Genomic DNA, 20,238 nt, shown 5'->3' with positions numbered 1-20,238 from the left:
TCCCCCGGCTATGGGCATAACCCCCGGTTGGGCCCCCAAACGGTGTTTGGGGGGCCCACAACTGCGAGGCCACGGCTGCGTTTAGTCGTTGCTCGTGGTCCAACCCTGCGGGCCGGTGGAGCCGGCGGGATATTCCTCCATGGGAACCTCCCCGGACTTCCAGGCGGCAAAGGCGGTCTCCACAATGCGCCAGCACTCCTCGGCTGTGTCGCCACGGACCGAGAGCAGCGGATCGGCGCTGAGCACGCCGTCGAGCACTTCACCGTAGGGCAGCAGTGGGTCGCTGGCCAGCACGGCCTGCAATTGCACACGGTCCAGGCTGAACAGATCCCCTGGGCCGTTGACGTCCAAGTCGAGGGAAAGGGTTTCCGGGCCGAAGCCAATGTGCAGGCGGGTGGGGGAGTCGGTGCCCTTGAAGCCGCCGGGCAGGTGCGGGACGGGCTTGAACGTGACCACGGCTTCCTTGCGGGCGCGGCCCAATGCCTTGCCCGAGCGCAGGATGAACGGCACCCCGGCCCAGCGCCAGTTGTTGACGTGGACCTCAACCTCGGCCAGCGTCTCCGTGCCGTTCGCCGGGTCAACGCCCTCCTCGTCCAGGTAGTTGGGCACCTTCCGGTCCCCGATGGTTCCCTCGGTGTAGCGGGCCCGGCGGGTGTGGGCGGCCAAGTCCGTGGCGGCGCCGGCAGCCCCGGGGCCAATGGTTGCCGCGCGCAGCACCGAGGCAATGTTGTCCCGCACGTCCTGCTCGCCCAGTGTGGCGGGCGGTTCCATGGCCATGATGGCCATGATTTGCAGCAGGTGGCTCTGGATCATGTCGCGCCCGGCGCCGGCGTGGTCATAGTAGCGGGCCCGGTTTTCCAGCGTCAGCGGCTCGTCAAAGACAATTTCCACCTTTTCCACGTGCTCGCTGTTCCAGGAATGCTCCAGCAGCCGGTTGGCAAAGCGCAGCCCCATGACGTTGAGCACCGTTGACTTGCCCAGGAAGTGGTCCACGCGGTGGATGTGGTTTTCCGGCACCAGCCGTGCGAGCGTGGCGTTCAAGGCCCTGGCCGATTCGGCGCTGGACCCGAACGGCTTCTCCATGACCAGGCGGGTGCCGGGCGGCAGGTCCTTCTTGGCCAGGATCTCGCACGCCTTCTGGCTCACGGCAGGCGGGAGTGCAAAGTACAGGGCAACAGGCCCCTGGACGCCCTGCAGGAAAGTGCCCAACGCCCCCTTGGCCGTCACGTCCAGCTGGTGGTAGCTGCTGCCGGCCTGCACGGCCTTGAGCTCGGCGATGCCTTCCTTTGTTGACGCGCCGCCGGGCGCCAGCGCGTCGGCAAAGCTGCCGTCCAGGCGTTCCTGCCACCGCCCGGCGGACCAGTCGTCGCTGCCGGCCCCCACCAGTGACAGTCCGGGCGCACGGCCCGAGGCAATCAGCCGCGCCACGCCCGGCAAAAGCAGCCTTCCGGTGAGGTCCCCCGAGGCCCCCAGGATGACGAGAGTCTTGATTCGCGCACTGGCACCCGCCGCAGGAGCCGGGGACCCGGCGTCGTGCTTGGGGGAAGTCTTGGGGGAACTCTTGGTGGACTCGGGGCGCGGGGAGGAAGTGGTTTTGCTCACGTGTCCAGCATGCCACCAACGGCACGTCATTTTGTGGACACAGTCCATCTGTGCCGGTAAGTTTTTGGAGAGGACAAACTATGGGCCGTGCACTGGCAAGACTGGGTGCCGTGTGCAGCGAAGGGGCTCCGCAGTTGGTACCCTTGATAGTTGAGTCCCTCAGGAAAGGGAGTGGGACGCGGCCAAAAGCCCGTCCTGCCGGTCTCATCCTGACTAACGTAAATTGCCGCGTCCCATGCGCGGCCAGGTCTTGAACCCTGGCCGCGCGGGCGTTGGTGATCCCAGATGAAAGAAGTGCGCGGCGCGTGTTCAACTCCCTATCTGATCGGTTGACAGCAACTTTCAAGAACCTCCGGGGCAAGGGCAGGCTGAGCGAAGCCGATGTCGATGCCACGGTGCGCGAGATCCGCCGCGCCCTTCTTGATGCCGATGTCGCCGTGCCCGTGGTGCGCGAATTCACCGCCAAGGTCCGCGAACGCGCCCTCGGCGCCGAGGTCAATGAGGCGCTGAACCCGGCGCAGCAGATCGTCAAGATCGTCAACGAGGAACTTGTTGCCATCCTCGGCGGGGAAACCCGCCGCATCAACCTGGCCAAGAACCCGCCCACCGTCATCATGCTGGCCGGCCTCCAGGGTGCCGGTAAGACCACGCTCGCCGGAAAGCTGTCCAAGTGGCTCAAGGGCCAGGGCCACAGCCCCCTCCTGGTGGCGGCCGACCTCCAGCGCCCCAACGCCGTCAAGCAGCTGCAGGTCAACGGTGAGCGCGCCGGCGTTCCCGTCTTCGCCCCGCACCCCGGCGTCAGCAGCGAGTTTGAGGCCGCCACCGGCGATCCCGTGGCCGTCGCCATGGCCGGCCTGGCCGAGGCCAAGTCCAAGCTGCACGACGTCGTCATCGTCGACACCGCCGGCCGCCTCGGCATCGACGCCGAACTGATGAAGCAGGCCGCGGACATCCGCGCCGCCATCAACCCTGACGAAGTCCTCTTTGTCATTGACGCCATGATCGGCCAGGACGCCGTCAACACGGCCCAGGCGTTCAACGAGGGCGTGAACTTCACCGGCGTGGTGCTGACCAAGCTTGACGGCGACGCCCGCGGTGGTGCCGCCCTCTCGGTGGCCTCCATCACCGGCAAGCCTGTCATGTTCGCCTCCACGGGCGAAGCCCTGGATGACTTCGAGCTGTTCCACCCGGACCGCATGGCCAGCCGCATCCTGGACATGGGCGACGTCCTGACGCTCATCGAGCAGGCTGAAAAGAACTGGGACAAGGGCGAAGCCGAGCGGATGGCGAAGAAGTTCGCCGACCAGGAAGACTTCACCCTGGATGACTTCCTGTCCCAGATGCAGCAGATCCGCAAAATGGGCTCCATGAAGAAGATGCTCATGATGATGCCCGGCGCCGCAGGCATGCGCCAGCAGCTGGAGAACTTCGATGAGAAGGAGATCGACCGCGTCGAGGCGATTGTCCGCTCCATGACCCCGCACGAGCGCGTCGCCCCGAAGATCATCAACGGTTCCCGCCGCGCCCGCATCGCCAAGGGTTCCGGCGTGCATGTTTCCGAGGTCAACGGCCTGCTGGAGCGCTTCAGCCAGGCCCAGAAGATGATGAAGAAGCTGGCCCAGGGCGGCGGCATCCCGGGCATGCCCGGCGTGGCCGGCCCCGGCGGCTTCAACAGCGCCCGCAAGGGCAAGCAGGGCGCCAAGAAGAAGGCACGCTCCGGCAACCCGGCCAAGGCCGCTGCCGAGCTGAAGGCCGCGCAGGAGAAGGCCAATGCGCCCCGGGCGCTGCCCACGGGCGCCGCCTTTGGTGCCGGCGCCGAGGACTTTGACCCCAGCAGCCTGAACCTGCCCAAGGGCTTCGAGAAGTTCCTGGGCAAGTAGTTTTCATGCCGAGAGGCCCCGTTCCGCGCCGTTGATTGACGACGCCGGACGGGGCCTTTTGCGCGCCCGCTCGCCTTTGCGCCGCTGGGGGACAGGCGCGCCGCGGCCCGGTGCTATTGCCGCAGCGCCGACAGGGGAGCCAGAGGGACTATTCCCGCAGCCTTGGCGGCGAGGCCGGGGCCGGCCGCGATCAGTGCATCGGCCTGGAGCAGCGCGACGGCCACGTACTCGGCGTCGTGCAGGGTGTCCCAGCCGTGCTCGCGTGCCAAACGCCACGCCGTGCGCCGGGACACGCGGTCACCCAGCAGCCTGATCCTTTGCCCCGTCATGCGCTCGTGAAGTTCCAGGGCGGCGGCCTCGCCAAGTTTGCCGGCCCGGACCCGGGACAGCAGGAGCCCCAGTGCCAGGGATCGGAGCGAGTTCGGTGCCACCAATTGGTGGGCGGGGTCCACGGGGTTGCCACTTTCGGCAAGCTGCACCAAGGCAGCGGGGTCAAGCACAAAACGGGTCATGTGGCCATGGTAGCCAGCGGCCCCCGTGGCGGGAATGCCATCCACCCGCAACCCCGGTGGGTGGCCGGCCTGTCCAGGGCCCAGTGGCGGCAATGTCGCCTGGTTCCGGTAACCTGCCAGCATGAGCAAAACCAGGATCGTATTTGTGCACGGCATGGACGGCTACGGCGCGGCAGCCTGGCCGGCCCAGCACCTCCTGGCCGGCAACTACGACTGCCTGTTCCTCAAGCGCACCGGATTCGACGCCGTGGAACCCCCTGCCGCAACCGACTTTGCCGCCGACGCACGCATTGTGATTGACGCCCTGGGTACAGGCGGCCACGTGGTGGCGCACGCCCAGGGCGCAGTTCCTGCCGTCATGGCGGCGGTGCAGCGCCCTGACCTGGTCCGCTCCCTCGTCCTGGTGGAGCCGCTGCTGCTGTCCCTGACCGCCGAACTGCCCGCCACTGCCGCGTACCTGGGCCGGCTGCAGCACCTGCTGGAGCGGGCCGATGAGCTGCCCGATGCGGCTTTCCTTGCCGAATTCAACACCCTCATGGCAGTGACGGCCTCGCCCAACCACGAGCCGCAGGGGCGGCGGGCGGCCCGGGCCAGGCTGCAGGCCAGGTCCACCGGCGCACCGCTGCACATCATTCCCGGTGTGTCCACCCTGGTCATCACGGGTGGCTGGGAACCCCTGTACGAAGAAGTGGCCCAGTACCTGTCCACCACGGGAGCCAGGCATGTGATCCACCGCGACGGGCACCGTCCCCATGACACGGCGGCCGGGGCGGCGCTCATTGCGGAATTCATCGCCGGCGCCGGCGCCAATTCCGAGGTCGGCAGCTAGTCTTTGTGCATGCTTGAAATACGTCCGGCGGCCCTGAGCGAGTTTGGGCTCCTGCCGGCCATCGAGGCGGAGGCCGATACCGCCTTTGAGGCGCTGGTGCCGCCCATGGCCACGGCCGACTTCCCGCCCCCGGCAACGGCCGCCGAGTTTGCCGCGGCCTTCCACATCATGGTGGCCGGCCGGCCACCGGCGGCGTTTGTGCGCCTGGAACTCGTGGACGGCCAGGCCCACCTGGAACAAATTGCCGTTAGCCCGGAGCTTGCCCGGCAGGGGATTGGGCGGGCCCTGCTGCACGCCGCCAAGGCCTGGGCGCGCGAGGCAGGCTTCCATTCCATGACCTTGACCACGTTCGCCGACGTGCCGTTCAACGCGCCCTTCTATGCCAGTGCCGGCTTCACGGAGCTGGCCGAGGCGGACTGGGGCCCTGAAATCCGGGACATCCGCCGCGGGGAAATCGAGCTGGGCCTGGACAAGGCAGGCCGCCGGATCGCCATGAGGGCGGAACTGCCCGCAGGGGAATAACTTGAAGCTTCAAGTAGTTTTGCTATCATGAGACTACAACCGAACCTTGGAGACACCATGAACGCCACTCAAGACCTGCTTTCCGCCGACCTCAGCATGGGCACCGTGATGCTCAAGGTGGGGGACATGACAAAGATGGCCGACTATTACCAGAAGGCGCTTGGCCTCGATGTTGTGGGCGAAGCCGACGGCGGCCAGTACCTGGGGCGCGGCACCACCCCGCTGGTCCACCTGAAGCCTGCCGGCGGGCTGCAGATCCCCGGCCGCGGCGAGGCCGGCCTGTTCCACACGGCGCTGCTGTTCAATGACCAGTCCGCCCTTGCCGCGACCGTTGCCACGGCCGCCCAGTACGATCCCCGCGCCTTCGCCGGCAGCGCCGACCACCTGGTCTCCGAGGCCTTCTACTTCACCGACCCCGAGGGCAACGGCATCGAGCTCTACTGGGACCGCCCCCGCGATTCCTGGAGCTGGAATGGCGGCGAGGTGGCGATGGATTCGCTGGCCCTTTCGCCCCAGCACTACCTCCAGCAGCACCTGACCGAGGAGTCTGTGGCGGAGCAGCGCGCCACCGACGCCGGCATTGGCCACGTCCACCTGCAGGTGGGCGACGTGGCGACGGCGGAAAAGTTCTACGTGGACACCCTGGGCTTCGAGAAGACCTCCAGCTTCCACGGCCAGGCACTCTTCGTGGCCGCCGGCGGCTACCACCATCACATGGCCATGAACGTGTGGAACAGCCGCGGCGCCGGCCCCCGCAAGGACACCCTGGGGCTCGGTGAGGTGCTCATCAAGGTGCCCGGGGCCGACGACGTCGGGGCCCTCCGCGAGCGGTTGGCGCACGCCGGCCTGGCCGTTGCCGACACCGGCGCCGAGATCAGCTTCGACGATCCGTGGAACAACAGGATCCGCGTTAGTGTTGATCCTGTGCAGTCCGCCTAGCGGTTGCGCCCGGGCCCCGGCCCGGACCGCCGGTCCACAAGGTCCGGCCCGCCAACTTGAAAGGCTTATGCGTGGCCAATTACTCAGAGTTCTTCATCGCCGACCACCACCAGGCCGTGGCGCGTGCCAAGGCCCGCATGGCCGGGAAGTCACCGGCCATCGATGTTCCCGTCCTGCCCACACCGGGCCTGAGCGACTTTGAGATTGAAGTTCTGGGCGCATTTGCCGTCCGCAAGGTCCACGCAACCGGCGTGGCAGCGGAACTGAGCCTCGTGGACATTGAGCTGGACAGCCTGTTCGCGGTCCCGGACGCCCTGCTTGAGGTGTTTGCCGAGCTCGACGCCCCGGAAGACCCCGAGGACGTTGTTGACCTGGCCGCCGAATGGGCCGCCGCCGAGGAAATGGAATCCACGCCCGAGGTCACCGAGCCGCTGCTGCGTGCCCTGACGGCCATGTCGGCCGCCGCACTGGCCGCCGCCGAGGACAACGCCAAGATGGGGCTGTTCTTCTACTCTGCCGAGTAGGTGCGGCCAGCGGTTTTTGGGAAATGATCCCGATCCCGCCAAATGATCCAGGAATCCCGGGCTCATTTGGTGGGATCGGGATCATTTTTTGTTGGGGCGGGCCGCGCGTGGGGAAGTTCACGACGCGCCCCTGCCGCAGTGTGTCGCGCGCAGCATTGTTAATCTGGCATAATGGACGGGTACTCGATCCACGTGGCCCCTCTCTCCGCGTGATGGTCCTGTCCTTAGAAATCCGCAGATCGGCCCGCCCCACGGGAGCGTGAAACGGAGTTCGCCCCTTTTTCGAACCAGGAGTAACCACAAAAGTGGCCGTTAAGATTCGCCTTAAGCGCTTTGGTAAAATGCGCGCACCGTACTACCGCATCGTCGTCATGGACTCGCACTCAAAGCGCGATGGCCGTGCCATCGAGGAGATCGGCAAGTACCACCCGACCGAGCAGCCCTCCTTCATCGAGGTCGACACCGACCGCGCACAGTACTGGCTCTCCGTCGGCGCACAGCCGTCCGAGCCCGTCGCAAAGATCCTGCGCATCACCGGTGACTGGCAGAAGTTCAAGGGCATCAAGGGCGCCGAAGGCACCTTGAAGACCAAGGCGCCCAAGGCTGCCTTCGTCGCTCCCGAAGCCACCAACGTTGTTGTGAAGGAAGCCATCACCAAGAAGGCCAAGAAGGCCGACGCGGACGAGGCCCCCGAGAGCACCGAGGCTGAGTAGCTTGCTGGCTGAAGCGCTGGAGCACCTTGTCCGAGGGATAGTTGACTCTCCCGACGACGTCAAGGTGAGCGTCAAGAACAACCGCCGCGGGGAATCCCTCGAAGTGCGCGTTCATCAAGACGATCTTGGCCGGGTCATTGGCCGCCAGGGCCGCACCGCCCGCGCATTGCGCACAGTGGTTGCAGCACTGGCCAACGGCGAACCGGTGCGTGTTGACGTTGTCGACACAGACCGCCGCCGCTGACCTGAGCCGTTGAGTCCGAGCAGCCAACAGCAGCCCGGACAAAGATTTCAGCAGTAAAGCCAAATGTTTGGCCCCGGCACCATAATGGTGGCGGGGCCAAACTATTTTCCCCACATCTTTTTTTACAACACAGTAGGAGTCCCCATGCAGGTCCAGGTAGCACGGATTGGCAAGCCCCACGGCATTCGCGGTGAGGTGACGGCCCTGGTCCTCACCGACGCCCCCGATTCCCGTTTCGCCGTCGGCACCGAGTTCGCCGCCGAGCCGGCCAAGTTGGGCACCCTGACCGTGCGCAGCTCGCGCTGGAACAAGGACATCCTGCTGCTGGGCTTCGAAGGCACCAACACCCGCAACGACGCGGAACTGCTGCGCGGAGCTACCCTGTTCTTTGAGTCCGACGACGACGAGGACGACGACGCCTGGTACGAGCACGAACTGCTGGGCCTGGAAGTCCGCGTCGGCACCCAGGTGGTTGGCAAGGTCACCGGTCTGCGCACCCAGGCCGTCCAGGACCTGCTCCTGGTCGAGGATAACGAGGGCGATGAGGTCCTGGTGCCCTTCGTCGACGAGATCGTCCCCGAGGTCAACATCGAGGACGGCTACGTGCTGCTCACCCCGCCGGCCGGCCTGTTCACTGTCAACAAGGAAGTCACCGCGAGCGATGAAACCGGCGTCCCGGCCCAGGTTCCCGGCGCTGTCATTGAAGACACCGACGATGCCGATGGTTCGGAAGGAAGCGCCAAGTAATGCGCTTTGACGTAGTCAGCATCTTCCCGGAATACCTGGCGCCGCTGGACCTCAGCTTGATCGGCAAGGCCCGCACCGAGGGCCTGCTGAAACTGGAAGTCCACGACCTCCGCAGCTACACGGCAGACCGCCACCGCACGGTCGATGACACCCCCTACGGCGGCGGCGCCGGCATGGTCATGAAGCCCGAACCCTGGGCCATGGCCCTGACCGACATCGCCGCAGCTTCCCCCGTGTCCGACGGCGGCAAGCCCACCCTGATCGTCCCGTCGCCCGCGGGTGAGGTGTTCAACCAGGCGCTGGCGTACGAGCTCGCCGAGGAGGAGCACCTGGTGTTCGCCTGTGGCCGCTACGAGGGCATTGACGAACGCGTCCTGGAGTGGGCAGCCGAGGATTACACCGTGCGCCCCGTCAGCCTGGGCGACTACGTCCTGAACGGCGGCGAGGTTGCCGTGCTGGCCATGGTGGAGGCCATTGGCCGCCTCATCCCCGGCGTGGTGGGCAACCCCGAGTCCCTCGTTGAGGAATCGCACTCGGACGGCCTGCTGGAATACCCCGTCTACACCAAGCCCTCCAGCTGGCGCGGACGCGACGTCCCCGAGGTGCTGCTGAGCGGAAACCACGGCAAGATTGCCAAGTTCCGCAAGGAACTCCAGCTGCGCCGCACCTCCGAGCGCCGCCCCGACCTCATTGACGCGCTCGACGTCTCCAACTTCAGCAAGGCGGACAAGAACGTCCTCTGGGAACTGGGCTACGCCGTCGTCGACGGAAAAGCCGTGCTCCGCGACGGACTCGATTAGCCCCAGCCCGGCCCTGTATGGCAAAATAGACAGATGTGCCCCTGGGCGCGTTCCTGCCACAGGGGGAGCGTATGCCAACAGGACGGCACACCGGTGATCCATTCACGGTATCCGGTCCAATTTCTTTCGCTGTCAGTGACTGGCCCTGCGCCGTCCACAGTCAGCGTGACACAAAGCAAATGACCTGTGGCGTTTGCCTGGAGTGAGAAAAATGCATCTTCTCGATTCCGTTGACGCAGCCAGCCTGCGCAGCGACATCCCCGCCTTCCGCGCCGGTGACACCCTCAACGTTCACGTGAACATCATTGAAGGCACCCGCTCCCGCGTCCAGGTGTTCAAGGGCTTCGTCCTTGGCCGCCAGGGCGATGGCATCCGCGAGACCTTCACGGTCCGCAAGGTCTCCTTCGGCGTCGGTGTAGAGCGTACCTTCCCGGTACACTCCCCGGTCCTGGAAAAGATCGAAGTTGTCACCAAGGGTGACGTGCGCCGCGCCAAGCTGTACTACATGCGCAACCTGCGCGGCAAGGCTGCAAAGATCAAGGAAAAGCGCGACAACCTTCCCGTCAAGTAACACCCGGGAAAAGCACTTTGACTCAAGCGAAACGCCAGTCCAGGAAACTGGGCTGGCGTTTTGTTTTTTTGCTGATAACCGTCATCTTCGTGTTCCTGGCCCTGGTCCGGAATGTGTGGGTGGACGTGTACTACATCCCGTCCGGCTCCATGGAGCCGCTGCTGCTCACGGGCGACCGCGTTCTGGTCTCCCGCACCGAGTTTGCCTCCCGCCCCATTGAGCGCGGCGACGTGGTGGTGTTCGACGGACGTGGCTCTTTCACGCCCCTGAACTCCGGCGCCGGCCCCGTGGCCGACGCCGTCACCGGTGTCGGGCAGTGGCTGGGCCTGGTGCCCAACAACAACATCTACGTCAAGCGCGTCCTGGGGGTCGCGGGCGACACCGTCAAGTGCTGCTCAGCTGACGGCCTGCTGGAAATCAACGGCGTGCCCGTCACGGAGGGCTATGTGCATCCGGGGGACCTGCCCAGCGAGTTGAAGTTCGAGGTCACGGTCCCAGAGGGTAAATTGTGGCTTATGGGTGACCACCGGAGCGTTTCGCTGGATTCGCGCTCACTGCTGGGCGCGCCCGGCGGCGGACTCATTTCCACCTCCAAGGTCATCGGCTCACCCGTGGCCACCGTCTGGCCGCTGGGGCGCATCCACGCCATTGACAACGGCCGCCGCGCACTGCCGTAGCCCTGGGCTTTTTCGCAGCTGTCTGGCTGCGCTCCACACGTCTTTGACCTGACTTTGCTAAGGAAACCAACAGTTGATGCAAGAAAGTGTTCCGGGGGACACCGGCGGCGCAGGGCGCCCCGAGGGGGACTCCACGGAGCCCGGTTCGGACCGCGTGCGCCAGGACTGGCGGGCCCGGCGTTTCAGCCGCGCCAACCACCGGCCGGCTTCTCCTGAACCTTCCGACGGCGGCACGCCCGACGACGAGTCGGCCTCCCAGCGCTTCGGCCGGCAGGCGTGGGGCTGGGTCCGGGAACTGCTCACCATCATCGTCATCGCCGTGGTGCTTTCCTTCCTCATCAAGACGTTCCTGTTCCGTGCCTTCTTCATCCCGTCCGGGTCCATGGAGAACACGCTGCAGATCCAGGACCGGATCTTTGTGAACCTGCTGGTCCCGGAACCGTTTGCCCTCAAGCGCGGTGACGTGGTGGTCTTCAAGGACACGCAGGGATGGCTCCCACCGGAACCCGCCAGCGACAACCCCGTGAGCTGGATCGGTGAGGTTGCAACCTTCATCGGCCTGGCGCCGGACAATTCCCAGCAGCACCTGGTCAAGCGCGTCATCGGCATGCCCGGGGACAAGGTGGCCTGCTGCAACGCAGACGGCAAGCTGACAGTCAACGGCCAGCCCATCGACGAGCCGTACCTGTACCCCGGTGCGGCGCCGTCGGACACGTCCTTTGGGGTCACGGTCCCCGAAGGCCACCTGTGGGTCATGGGCGACCACCGCAACAATTCCCAGGACTCCCGCTACCACAACAGCTTCGACGACACCGGCTTTGTGCCGATCGCCGATGTTGAGGGCCGCGCCATCGTCATCGCCTGGCCCGTGACGCACTGGGGCATCCTGGGGAACTACCCGGATGTGTTCAAGGACGTTCCGGCGCCCAAGAGCGCCAGCGTGTCCTCCGGGCAGCACGCATCGGCGGGCAAGTAGTGGCGGCCGCCCCGCCAACGCTTGACTGGGAGCGCGAACTCGCGGCGCAGGGTTACCTTTTGGTGGCAGGCGCCGACGAGGTGGGCCGCGGCGCCCTCGCCGGGCCCGTCAGCGTCGGCATCGTCATCATCCACGCCAGCACCGCCACGGAGCTTCCCGGCGTGAAGGACAGCAAGCTGCTGCGCGTGCCCGTGCGCGAGGCCCTGGTGCCCGCCATCCAGGACTGGGCTGACGCCAGCGCCGTGGGGCACGCAGAGGCCCACGAGATCGACTCCTTCGGCATTGTCGGGGCCCTGCGCCTGGCCGGAAACCGCGCCATGGAACAGGCCGCCGCAGTCCTGATGCCCGATTTCGTGATCCTCGACGGCAACCAGGACTGGCTTTCCGTTCCGGCACAGCCGGACTTGTTTGGCGAGGCTGCGGCAGGCCCGCCCGCGCCGTGGCGCATCCAGACACGCATCAAGGCCGACATGACCTGCCTGTCCGTGGCGGCAGCCAGTGTCCTGGCCAAGGTGGAGCGCGACGGCATCATGTCCGGGCTTGCCGCCCAGTTCCCGGCGTTCGGCTGGGACGCCAACATGGGCTACGGCACCGTCGCCCACCGGGCCGCCATCGCCGAACTGGGTCCCACGGACCACCACCGCAAGAGCTGGCGCCTGATCTAGCACTGCCGCTGCGCCGTTTGGGCATCCCGGCCCTGCGTGGTGGATGATGGAGACATGAGCGCAGAGGACCTGGAAAACTACGAAACAGACATGGAGCTGCAGCTCTACCGCGAATACCGTGACGTGGTGAATTTGTTCAGCTACGTGGTGGAGACCGAGCGGCGTTTCTACCTGGCGAACCATGTTGACCTGCAGGCCCGTTCCGCGGACGGCGAGGTCTACTTCGACTTGACGCTGCAGGACGCCTGGGTGTGGGACGTGTACCGCACCGCCCGATTCGTCAAGAACGTCCGGGTCATCACCTTCAAGGACGTCAACGTCGAGGAACTCATCAAGACCGACGACCTGCAGATCCCCAAGGACGGCCAACTCGGCACCCTGGGCTGACGCCCACCCAGCCACACCAAGGCAGGGGTCGACGGCGGAACTTTTGTTCCGGCGTCGGCCCCTGCCTTTTGCTGTGGTTAGGAGCGCGCTTCCGCCGGCTCGTGGAGGGCGTCGTACCGCTCCCGGGACGCAATGACATTGGGCATGCTTGCCTTGGCCCATTCCACCAGGGCCTCCATGGGCACAGCTGCGGCGACGCCGGCCTCCGTGAGCTGGTAGTCCACGCGCGGCGGGATCGTGGCCTGGCTGGTGCGGGTCAGGAGACCGTCGCGCTCAAGGCCGCGCAGCGTCTGGGTCAGCATTTTCTGCGACACGCCATCAACGGCCGTGGCCAGCTCCTTGAAGCGCAGGGGACCTGCGGACAGGGCGCCGACCACCAGGACAGCCCAGCGGTCGCCCAGCCTGTCCAGGACTGCCCGGGAGGGGCAGTTGCGGTCGTAGGGGTTCCATTCGGGCTGGTTCATGTCCTCTTCCTAGCGTTGGATTTACCTGAAAGTTTAGCAATGTTACTTTCCATGGGCTTCTAACTCTCTATTGGTATGTTACTCTCTTTTAGTAACTCGAATCCACGTGTGGCGCGCAGCCACGAAAAAAGGGAGAACACCATGGCAACAATCAAGGTATTGGGCGGCACCGGGTACGCAGGCTCAAACATCGTCCGTGAAGCGGTCAAGCGCGGCCACCAGGTGACCTCCTACAGCCGCACGCTCCCGGAGGATGCCGTTTCAGGCGCCGACTACCAGGCCGGTTCCGTGCTGGACCCGGCCGTGTTGGCGGACGCCGTTGCCGGTGCCGACGTGGTGATCGCGTCGCTGTCCCCGCGCGGGGACATGGTGGGCAAGGTGGAGGGCGTCCTTGACGCTTTGGCTGAACTGGCCAAGGATTCCGGCGTCCGCCTGGGCGTGGTGGGCGGGGCCGCATCGCTGCTCGTGGCCCCCGGCGGCCCCGCGCTCATGGACGCCGGCGGATTCCCCGAGGAGATCCTGCCCGAGGCACGCACCGGCCAGGCCCTGCTTGAAGCCCTCAAGGCCAGTGATGAGGTCCTGGACTGGTTCTACGTCAGCCCGGCGGCCTCATTCGGCGCCTGGGTTCCCGGCGAGGCCACCGGCCAGTTCCGCGTGGGTGGCGACATTTTGTTGACGGACGACGAGGGCAACTCCAACATCTCCGGTGCGGACCTCGCCACGGCCATTGTGGACGAAATTGAGACGCCGGCACACCGCCGCCAGCGCTTCACCGTGGCCTACTGAGCCCCACAGCCACGAGAGGGTGCCCGTCCGGATAGTTCCGGGCGGGCACTTTTTGTTGACCGGCCCCGGGCTCCCTGGTTCCCGTGTTTCCTCCACAGGTGGTGCCATCGTGCTGGCTGTCCACATTTCCGGGTGCTCTGGCCCGGCGGCGGGCGGGCTGGTGGATGCTGGTGGTGGAGGCAGCCATGAGAGCTAAAGATGCATTGGGCCAGAGCGGTGAACGGGTTGCGGCGGACTTTTTGGAGGAGAAGGGCATCCGCGTCATTGACAGCAATTGGCGGTGCGCCAGTGGGGAGATTGACCTGGTGGCCCTGGACGGGGCGGAACTGGTCATTGTTGAGGTCAAGACGCGCCGTTCCCGCCGCTACGGGGATCCGCTGGAGGCGTTGACCCGGGCCAAGCTGCTGCGGCTGCGCACCCTGGCGGTGCTGTGGGCCAGGGAGCACCAACAGGTGATTGGTTCGCTGCGGATCGACGCGGTGGGCGTCATCATGGGCAGGTCGGAACCGCCGCACATCGACCATCTCAAGGGGGTGGCCTGATGGGCATGGGGCGGGCCCTGGCGGTGGCGCTTGTGGGGCTGAACGGGCATGTGGTGGAGGTCGAGGCCGACATTGGCCAGACGCTGCCCAACTTCATCCTGCTGGGCCTTCCCGACGCTTCCCTGTCCGAGGCTCGTGAGCGGATACGCTCCGCAGCCCAGAATTCGGGCATTCCGCTGAGCCGGCGCAAGATCACGGTGAACCTGGTGCCAGCCTCCCTGCCCAAGAAGGGCTCAGGCTTTGACCTGGCCATTGTCATGGCGGCGCTCAATGCCGCCGGAAATGTGCGCCGCACGCAGGGGACAGTCTTCATCGCCGAGCTCGGGCTCGATGGCCGGCTGCGGCCCGTGCGCGGAGTCCTCCCGGCGGTCATGGCGGCGGTCGCGGCCGGGCACACCGAATTCGTGGTCGCTGCCGGAAACCTCGCCGAGGCCCAGCTTGTCACCGGTGCCAAGGTGCGCGCCTACGACTGCCTGGCCCAGGTGGCCGTGGATTTCGACGCGGATCCCAAGGAGCTGGTGCACCCGGAGGGCGGGGGCGGGGCCGATCGAGTCGCGGGAAAGCGTGGGGAGGCCGCGGACACGGGCCAGCCGCCGGCGGACTTGTCCGAGGTGGCGGGCCAGCCGGTTGCTCGGCTGGCGCTTGAGATCGCCGCGGCCGGTGGACACCACCTCATGATGGTGGGGCCGCCCGGCTCGGGAAAGACGATGCTGGCCGAGCGGCTCCCGAGCCTGCTGCCCGACCTCAATGACGCCGAGGCCATGGAAGTCACGGCCATCCACTCGCTGGAGAACCGCCGCAACGGCCTGCTGGAGCTCATCCGGCGTCCGCCCTACGAGCGGCCACACCACTCGGCCAGCTCGGCAGCCATCATCGGCGGCGGAAGCGGCATCCCACGCCCCGGCGCGGCCACCCGGGCCCACCGCGGCGTCCTGTTCCTGGACGAGGCCCCGGAATTCGACAAGCGCGTCCTCGACGCGCTGCGGCAACCGCTGGAGAGCGGTGAACTTGTGCTGCACAGATCGGCCGGAACCGCGGCCTATCCGGCCCGGTTCCAGCTGGTCATGGCTGCCAATCCGTGCCCCTGCGGCAAGGCCACGGGGAAGGGCATCCACTGTGAATGCACTCCAATGGCCCGGCGCAGGTACTTCGGCCGGCTGTCCGGGCCGCTGCTGGACCGCGTGGACATCCAGCTGCAGGTCAACAAGGTGCAGCTGGCCCAATTGGCGGATGCCGTGCCGGGGGAATCCAGCGCGCAGGTGGCTGCCCGGGTGCAGGCGGCACGCAGCCTTGCCGGGGAACGCCTCAAGGACTGGGGGCTAAGGCACAACGCTGACTTGACGGGCCGCATCCTGCGCGGGCCGCTGAAACTCCCCGGGCACTGCACGGCGTTGCTTGACCGGGCCATGGGAACCGGCGTGCTCAGCGCGCGCGGCTACGACCGCGTCCTGCGCCTGGCCTGGACCGTGGCGGACCTTCAGGGACGGGAGCGCCCCGGCGCCGACGACGTGGGGCTGGCACTGACATTGCGACAGAGAGGGGAAGGCCTGTGAGCGGCATGGACAACCACGGACTGCAGGACCAGACGGCAAGCGACGGGGCAGTGCCGGCGGATGCGCTGCACATGGCACGGGCGGCACTGACACGGCTCATGGAGCCGGGTGACCTCCCCGGCATGGCTCTTGTCCGTGCACTGGGGCCAGAGGAAGCGCTGTCGTTGATCCGCAGCAGCGACGCCACCCATGCAGGCGTGGAGCGGCAGGTCACGGAAATCTTGAACACGGCCGGCACGGAACGGTGGCCGGGCCTGGCCGACGCCCTGGGCCGGTGGCGGCCGCGGCTCGCGGACGTCGCACCCCGGCGGGACCTGGATACGGCCAGAAGGCTCGGCGGGGGACTGCTGCTTCCGGAGGATCCCGCTTGGCCGGTGGCCCTGGATGACCTGCAACTGGCTGCCCCGTTGGCCCTGTGGTTCAGGGGCCGGTCATTGGCCGTGCCCGCGCAGGCGCAATGCGTTGCCGTGGTGGGATCACGGGACAGCACAAGCTACGGCGCCAACGTGGCAGCCGAGGCGGCGAGTTCCCTCGTGCAGCGCGGTTTCACCGTGGTCAGCGGAGGGGCCTATGGCATCGATGCCCACGCCCACCGCGGCGCCCTCGGCACCGCCACAGCCATGCAGGGCTTCACCGGGGCGGCAGGTCAGGCCGCGGACGGCGGGCCGCCGCCAACCATCGCGGTCATGGCCGGGGGAGTGGACAGGTTCTACCCGTCCGGGAACGAGGACCTGCTGCGCGCCGTTGCAGCCCGCGGGCTCATCCTGGCGGAGGTCCCGCCCGGCACCAACCCCACCCGCTACCGTTTCCTGCAGCGCAACAGGCTCATCGCCGCCCTGTGCTCGATCACCGTGGTGGTGGAAGCCCGCTGGCGCTCCGGCGCTCTCAACACGGCCCACCACGCCGAGCAGCTCAGCCGGCTGGTGGGGGCAGTGCCGGGGTCCGTGTATTCGGCCAACTCCGCCGGCTGCCACAGGCTGCTGAAGGAAGGCGCCGCGGTGTGCGTGACCGACGCAGCCGACATCGCGGAGCTGGCCGGTGGCATGGGCGAGCACCTCCACAGCGAGCCGGTGGCCGAAACCGCCCTGCACGACGGGCTCGGCACCTCGGACCTGTTGCTGCTGGATGCCCTGCCGCTGCGCACGGCAACCACCCTGGAAAAGTTGTGCGTGGTCGCCGGGCTCAGCGCCCCCACCGTGCTGTCTGGCCTGGGCCGGCTGGAGGCCCTGGGATTGGCAGAACGGCTGGCCGGCGGCTGGAAGCGGGGCGCCCCCTAGTAGCTCCCCGGGCCGGTTGCGGCGCTGGCTGTGGCCACAACCCGGTTAGGTTGCGGCCGGGGCGCTGACAGGGCCCGGCGGTGGTGGCAGTATGGGCCCATGAGCGGGCAACTGGACAATGCTGTCCCACGGCGGCGCAGGCCCAACGTGGCCAGGAACGTGCTGCTCGCTGCCTTGGGCTTGGTGGTTGTGGCCGCAATCTTCAGCGTCTTGTTTGTGGCCAGCCTGGCCCGCAGCTTTGACACCAAGACCCAGACCATCCCGAGTGCCTTTCCGCAGGAATCCGTTCGCCCACCCAAGCCCACCGAGGGGCCCGCGGCACAGGCTGTGAACATTCTGCTGCTGGGCAGCGACAGCAGGGGCGACCCCCTGGATACGGCCGAGCAGGGCGGCGCCTCGAACCAGCGCTCCGACACCATGATGTGGGTCCACATACCGGCGGACCGGAAGAATTTTTTCCTCATGTCCATCATGCGCGACACCTGGGTGGACATCCCGGGCTTCGGTGAGGCCAAGATCAATGCCGCCATGGCATTCGGCGGAGTTCCCCTGGTGGTGCAGACACTTGAGGGCATGTTCAACAGCAGGATCGACCACGTGGCAATCGTTGACTTTGAGGGTTTCAGGGCCATCACCGATGCCCTCGGCGGGGTGGTGGTTGACGTGCCCGTTCCCTTCACCAGCGTGCACGGCAACTACACCTTTGCCGCCGGACCGCAAGAACTCAACGGCGACCAGGCACTGGGCTTTGTCCGGGAGCGCTACGCCTTTGTGGATGGCGACTACCAGAGGGTCAAGAACCAGCAAATATTCCTCAAGGCGCTGCTGAACGGGATTCTCTCGCCGTCTACCATGGCGAATCCAGTCAAGGTCAGCAAGCTGGTGGGCGAGATGTCGCCGTATGTCAGCGTTGACGCCAGCCTTGACTCCGCCGCCGTCGGGTCGCTGGCGGTGGGGCTTGTCGGCATTGGCGGATCCGATGTCGTTTCCTTCACCCTGCCCACCCTGGGCACGGGCACAAGTGCGGACGGGCAGTCAATTGTGTTGCGCGACGACGCCGCCATTGCGGCGATCGGGGCGGCCCTGCGTGAAGACCAACTTGGCCCGTACCTGAATGCCGCCGGACTGTGGTGACCCCCATGCCCGGCCTGCGGCGGGGCAGCTTGCCCCGGGGCGGCCGCTGGCGCACAGTGGGTGTGTGGACCTAGAAGAACGCAATGCCCTGCCGCCGCAACTGGCCCATGCCGCCGACGCCTTTGAGCGGTACCTGCGCAACGAGCGTGGCCGCTCCGAACACACCATCCGCGCCTACCGGGGCGACATTGACGCCCTGCTGATCCACGCCGTCGCCGACGGCAACACCTCCCTGGCCGAGGTGGACCTGGCCTCCCTGCGCCGCTGGCTGGGGGAGCAGAGCGCGGCCGGGCTGGCCCGCTCAACGCTGGCACGCCGCGCGGCCACGGTGCGCAGCTTCACCTCATGGGCATTGCGCGAGGACATCATTGCCGTCGACCCCGCGCTGCGGTTGAAGGCCCCCCAGCGGGACAAGTCGCTCCCGGCCGTGCTGCAGCAACAGCAACTGGGCCGCCTGCTGGAGGACATGCAGGCCGCCGCAGCCACCATGGAGCCCCTGCCGCTGCGCGACCTGGCCATGGTGGAGATCCTCTACGGCACGGGCATCCGCGTGGGGGAGCTGGCCGGCCTGGACCTGGCCGATGTTAACCGTGAACGCCGCACCATCACCGTGTTGGGCAAGGGCAACAAGGAACGCACGGTGCCCTTCGGCGTTCCGGCAGAGAAGGCGCTGGGCGCGTGGCTGGCGAACGGCCGGGCCCTGCTGCACAAGCCGCACAGCGGCAACGCCCTGTTCCTGGGCCAGCGCGGCGGCCGGATCGACCCGCGCACGGCGCGCACCGTCGTCGACCGTGTCCTGGCCACGCTCGGCGACACCTCGGCGACGGGGCCACACACACTGCGGCACAGTGCCGCAACCCACCTCCTGGACGGCGGCGCCGACCTGCGCGCCGTGCAGGAAATCCTGGGCCACAGCTCCCTTGCCACCACCCAGCTGTACACCCACGTGTCGGTGGAGCGGCTGCGGGACAGCTACCGCACGGCCCACCCCAGGGCCTAGACAGGGGCTGAAACGAAGGGAAAAGTCATCACGGTGGCACAAAGTGCCCGGCTACGGCACAATAAAGGGGAACCAGTACATGAGAAACGTTTGAGCGAAGGGACCGGGCACTAAACCCGGACAACCAGGGCAGGTCCACACGGGCTCCGCGCAAGAAAAAAGTTCCACCCGTCAGCAGGTCGTTGGGGAAGACGCACCTACTGCAATGGAGGATGGAATGAAGGTAGCAACCACGCGCGGTGTTTTGTTTGTGCACTCAGCCCCGGCTGTCATGTGCCCACACATTGAATCGTCCATTGCCGCCGTAATGGACCAGCGCACGGACCTGCAGTGGACTGCACAGCCCGCGGCGCCCAATGTGCTGCGCACCGAACTTGGCTGGCGCGGCCCTGCAGGCACGGGCGCCCGGCTTGCCTCGGCACTGCGCGGCTGGGCCAATGTGCGCTACGAGGTCACCGAGGACCCCAGCGCCGGCGTGGACGGGTCCCGCTGGTCCCACACACCCGAACTGGGCATCTTTCATGCCGTGACGGACGTACACGGCAACATCATGGTCTCCGAGGACCGCATCCGTTACGCGTACGAGTCCGGCAAGGGCGACCCCTCCGCCGTCTACCAGGAGCTCTCGCTGGCCCTGGGCGAGGCCTGGGATGAGGAACTCGAGCCCTTCCGCCACGCGGCCGCCGGTGCGCCCGTGCGCTGGCTCCACCACGTGGGCTAGCCAAGGCCAGATTTCAAAAGCAAAGAACGACGGCGGCGCCCACCAAGGCGGATTCTGGGGGTCGTTGCAACACGACTGGTGGTTAGGCTGTCAATAGTATGTCGCGTAGGCGCTCGGCTGGTGTATTCCAGCCGAGCGTTTTACGTGGTCGGCCGTTGAGTTGTTGGGCGACG

Annotated in this window: 24 protein-coding genes; 21 read left to right on the top strand and 3 right to left on the bottom strand. The window is 66.8% G+C overall.

From position 1 onward, the window contains the following. Positions 1-81: 81 nt before the first annotated feature. A complete protein-coding gene (locus tag PCK14_RS12670; RefSeq protein WP_269938865.1) occupies positions 82-1,491 on the bottom strand; it encodes a glucose-6-phosphate dehydrogenase in 1,410 nt (469 codons plus the stop codon). 416 nt (positions 1,492-1,907) lie between these two features. On the opposite strand from PCK14_RS12670, the gene ffh reads away from it, so the two are divergent. Continuing rightward, on the top strand, positions 1,908-3,482 hold the full coding sequence (ffh, locus tag PCK14_RS12665; RefSeq protein ID WP_269938863.1) for a signal recognition particle protein: 1,575 nt from the start codon (positions 1,908-1,910) through the stop codon (positions 3,480-3,482). 113 nt (positions 3,483-3,595) lie between these two features. Here the strand turns inward: ffh and PCK14_RS12660 are convergent, their stop codons facing one another. Then, a complete protein-coding gene (locus PCK14_RS12660; RefSeq protein WP_269938862.1) occupies positions 3,596-3,994 on the bottom strand; it encodes a hypothetical protein in 399 nt (132 codons plus the stop codon). A 121-nt stretch (positions 3,995-4,115) separates the two neighbouring features. Between PCK14_RS12660 and PCK14_RS12655 the strand changes: the two genes are divergently transcribed. The 13 genes from PCK14_RS12655 to PCK14_RS12595 all read left to right on the top strand — a co-directional run bounded on the left by PCK14_RS12655 (position 4,116) and on the right by PCK14_RS12595 (position 12,588). Further along, entirely contained in the window at positions 4,116-4,823 is a 708-nt protein-coding gene (locus PCK14_RS12655; RefSeq protein ID WP_269938861.1) for an alpha/beta fold hydrolase, read from the top strand. A 9-nt stretch (positions 4,824-4,832) separates the two neighbouring features. Next, a complete protein-coding gene (locus tag PCK14_RS12650) occupies positions 4,833-5,345 on the top strand; it encodes a GNAT family N-acetyltransferase (RefSeq protein WP_269938860.1) in 513 nt (170 codons plus the stop codon). Positions 5,346-5,402: 57 nt separating this feature from the next. Then, positions 5,403-6,284, top strand: a complete 882-nt coding sequence (locus tag PCK14_RS12645; RefSeq protein WP_269938859.1) for a VOC family protein — start codon at positions 5,403-5,405, stop codon at positions 6,282-6,284. Positions 6,285-6,355: 71 nt separating this feature from the next. After that, entirely contained in the window at positions 6,356-6,808 is a 453-nt protein-coding gene (locus PCK14_RS12640; RefSeq protein ID WP_269938858.1) for a hypothetical protein, read from the top strand. 305 nt (positions 6,809-7,113) lie between these two features. Continuing rightward, entirely contained in the window at positions 7,114-7,521 is a 408-nt protein-coding gene (gene rpsP / locus PCK14_RS12635) for a 30S ribosomal protein S16 (RefSeq protein ID WP_269938857.1), read from the top strand. Position 7,522: 1 nt separating this feature from the next. Beyond that, positions 7,523-7,765, top strand: a complete 243-nt coding sequence (locus PCK14_RS12630) for an RNA-binding protein (RefSeq protein WP_269938856.1) — start codon at positions 7,523-7,525, stop codon at positions 7,763-7,765. Positions 7,766-7,909: 144 nt separating this feature from the next. Further along, positions 7,910-8,512 carry a ribosome maturation factor RimM gene (gene rimM, locus PCK14_RS12625; RefSeq protein WP_269938855.1) on the top strand — a complete coding sequence of 201 codons (603 nt, stop codon included), beginning with the start codon at positions 7,910-7,912 and terminating at the stop codon, positions 8,510-8,512. Further along, positions 8,512-9,312 carry a tRNA (guanosine(37)-N1)-methyltransferase TrmD gene (trmD, locus tag PCK14_RS12620; protein ID WP_269938854.1) on the top strand — a complete coding sequence of 267 codons (801 nt, stop codon included), beginning with the start codon at positions 8,512-8,514 and terminating at the stop codon, positions 9,310-9,312. Before rimM ends, trmD begins: the two co-directional genes overlap by 1 nt. 211 nt (positions 9,313-9,523) lie before the next feature. Then, positions 9,524-9,883 (top strand): 50S ribosomal protein L19, encoded by a 360-nt coding sequence (gene rplS, locus PCK14_RS12615; protein ID WP_269938853.1) that lies wholly within the window; start codon positions 9,524-9,526, stop codon positions 9,881-9,883. 17 nt (positions 9,884-9,900) lie between these two features. Continuing rightward, positions 9,901-10,560, top strand: a complete 660-nt coding sequence (gene lepB, locus PCK14_RS12610; protein ID WP_269938852.1) for a signal peptidase I — start codon at positions 9,901-9,903, stop codon at positions 10,558-10,560. 76 nt (positions 10,561-10,636) lie between these two features. Next, entirely contained in the window at positions 10,637-11,536 is a 900-nt protein-coding gene (lepB, locus tag PCK14_RS12605; protein WP_269938851.1) for a signal peptidase I, read from the top strand. Then, positions 11,536-12,201, top strand: coding sequence for a ribonuclease HII (locus PCK14_RS12600; protein ID WP_269938850.1), 666 nt, complete (start codon positions 11,536-11,538; stop codon positions 12,199-12,201). The genes lepB (PCK14_RS12605) and PCK14_RS12600 overlap by 1 nt, the downstream gene beginning before the upstream one ends. Before the next feature lie 54 nt (positions 12,202-12,255). Beyond that, complete coding sequence (locus PCK14_RS12595; protein WP_269938849.1) at positions 12,256-12,588, top strand: DUF2469 domain-containing protein; 333 nt, start codon at positions 12,256-12,258, stop codon at positions 12,586-12,588. Positions 12,589-12,665: 77 nt separating this feature from the next. Here PCK14_RS12595 and PCK14_RS12590 read toward each other — a convergent pair whose 3' ends face one another. Then, positions 12,666-13,052 carry a winged helix-turn-helix transcriptional regulator gene (locus PCK14_RS12590; protein WP_269938848.1) on the bottom strand — a complete coding sequence of 129 codons (387 nt, stop codon included), beginning with the start codon at positions 13,050-13,052 and terminating at the stop codon, positions 12,666-12,668. A 141-nt stretch (positions 13,053-13,193) separates the two neighbouring features. On the opposite strand from PCK14_RS12590, the gene PCK14_RS12585 reads away from it, so the two are divergent. The 7 genes from PCK14_RS12585 to PCK14_RS12555 all read left to right on the top strand — a co-directional run bounded on the left by PCK14_RS12585 (position 13,194) and on the right by PCK14_RS12555 (position 20,065). Continuing rightward, entirely contained in the window at positions 13,194-13,838 is a 645-nt protein-coding gene (locus PCK14_RS12585) for an NAD(P)-dependent oxidoreductase (protein ID WP_269938847.1), read from the top strand. Between the two features lie 185 nt (positions 13,839-14,023). Beyond that, a complete protein-coding gene (locus PCK14_RS12580) occupies positions 14,024-14,380 on the top strand; it encodes a YraN family protein (protein ID WP_269938846.1) in 357 nt (118 codons plus the stop codon). Next, positions 14,380-15,933 carry a YifB family Mg chelatase-like AAA ATPase gene (locus tag PCK14_RS12575; RefSeq protein WP_269938845.1) on the top strand — a complete coding sequence of 518 codons (1,554 nt, stop codon included), beginning with the start codon at positions 14,380-14,382 and terminating at the stop codon, positions 15,931-15,933. Before PCK14_RS12580 ends, PCK14_RS12575 begins: the two co-directional genes overlap by 1 nt. Positions 15,934-15,938: 5 nt before the next feature. Continuing rightward, positions 15,939-17,210 carry a DNA-processing protein DprA gene (locus tag PCK14_RS12570; protein WP_442864717.1) on the top strand — a complete coding sequence of 424 codons (1,272 nt, stop codon included), beginning with the start codon at positions 15,939-15,941 and terminating at the stop codon, positions 17,208-17,210. A gap of 99 nt (positions 17,211-17,309) precedes the next feature. Continuing rightward, entirely contained in the window at positions 17,310-18,344 is a 1,035-nt protein-coding gene (locus tag PCK14_RS12565; RefSeq protein ID WP_269938844.1) for an LCP family protein, read from the top strand. Positions 18,345-18,408: 64 nt separating this feature from the next. Further along, positions 18,409-19,344 carry a tyrosine recombinase XerC gene (locus PCK14_RS12560; RefSeq protein WP_269938843.1) on the top strand — a complete coding sequence of 312 codons (936 nt, stop codon included), beginning with the start codon at positions 18,409-18,411 and terminating at the stop codon, positions 19,342-19,344. A gap of 217 nt (positions 19,345-19,561) precedes the next feature. After that, positions 19,562-20,065, top strand: coding sequence for a DUF3145 domain-containing protein (locus PCK14_RS12555; protein ID WP_269938842.1), 504 nt, complete (start codon positions 19,562-19,564; stop codon positions 20,063-20,065). Positions 20,066-20,238: the final 173 nt, after the last annotated feature.

The organism is Arthrobacter sp. HY1533, assembly GCF_027568515.1.
Taxonomy (GTDB): domain Bacteria; phylum Actinomycetota; class Actinomycetes; order Actinomycetales; family Micrococcaceae; genus Specibacter.
Note: the sequence above shows the minus strand (reverse complement) of the source record. Positions and strands in the feature narration are given on the sequence as shown.

Excerpts from the sequence above, each read along its gene's own strand:
- PCK14_RS12660 (WP_269938862.1), bottom strand. The coding sequence starts at position 3,994 with ATGACCCGTTTTGTGCTTGACCCCGCTGCCTTGGTGCAGCTTGCCGAA.
- PCK14_RS12655 (WP_269938861.1), top strand. The coding sequence starts at position 4,116 with ATGAGCAAAACCAGGATCGTATTTGTGCACGGCATGGACGGCTACGGC.
- PCK14_RS12650 (WP_269938860.1), top strand. The coding sequence starts at position 4,833 with ATGCTTGAAATACGTCCGGCGGCCCTGAGCGAGTTTGGGCTCCTGCCG.
- PCK14_RS12645 (WP_269938859.1), top strand. The coding sequence starts at position 5,403 with ATGAACGCCACTCAAGACCTGCTTTCCGCCGACCTCAGCATGGGCACC.
- rimM (WP_269938855.1), top strand. The coding sequence starts at position 7,910 with ATGCAGGTCCAGGTAGCACGGATTGGCAAGCCCCACGGCATTCGCGGT.
- trmD (WP_269938854.1), top strand. The coding sequence starts at position 8,512 with ATGCGCTTTGACGTAGTCAGCATCTTCCCGGAATACCTGGCGCCGCTG.
- rplS (WP_269938853.1), top strand. The coding sequence starts at position 9,524 with ATGCATCTTCTCGATTCCGTTGACGCAGCCAGCCTGCGCAGCGACATC.
- lepB (WP_269938851.1), top strand. The coding sequence starts at position 10,637 with ATGCAAGAAAGTGTTCCGGGGGACACCGGCGGCGCAGGGCGCCCCGAG.
- PCK14_RS12595 (WP_269938849.1), top strand. The coding sequence starts at position 12,256 with ATGAGCGCAGAGGACCTGGAAAACTACGAAACAGACATGGAGCTGCAG.
- PCK14_RS12590 (WP_269938848.1), bottom strand. The coding sequence starts at position 13,052 with ATGAACCAGCCCGAATGGAACCCCTACGACCGCAACTGCCCCTCCCGG.
- PCK14_RS12585 (WP_269938847.1), top strand. The coding sequence starts at position 13,194 with ATGGCAACAATCAAGGTATTGGGCGGCACCGGGTACGCAGGCTCAAAC.
- PCK14_RS12580 (WP_269938846.1), top strand. The coding sequence starts at position 14,024 with ATGAGAGCTAAAGATGCATTGGGCCAGAGCGGTGAACGGGTTGCGGCG.
- PCK14_RS12575 (WP_269938845.1), top strand. The coding sequence starts at position 14,380 with ATGGGCATGGGGCGGGCCCTGGCGGTGGCGCTTGTGGGGCTGAACGGG.
- PCK14_RS12570 (WP_442864717.1), top strand. The coding sequence starts at position 15,939 with ATGGACAACCACGGACTGCAGGACCAGACGGCAAGCGACGGGGCAGTG.
- PCK14_RS12565 (WP_269938844.1), top strand. The coding sequence starts at position 17,310 with ATGAGCGGGCAACTGGACAATGCTGTCCCACGGCGGCGCAGGCCCAAC.
- PCK14_RS12555 (WP_269938842.1), top strand. The coding sequence starts at position 19,562 with ATGAAGGTAGCAACCACGCGCGGTGTTTTGTTTGTGCACTCAGCCCCG.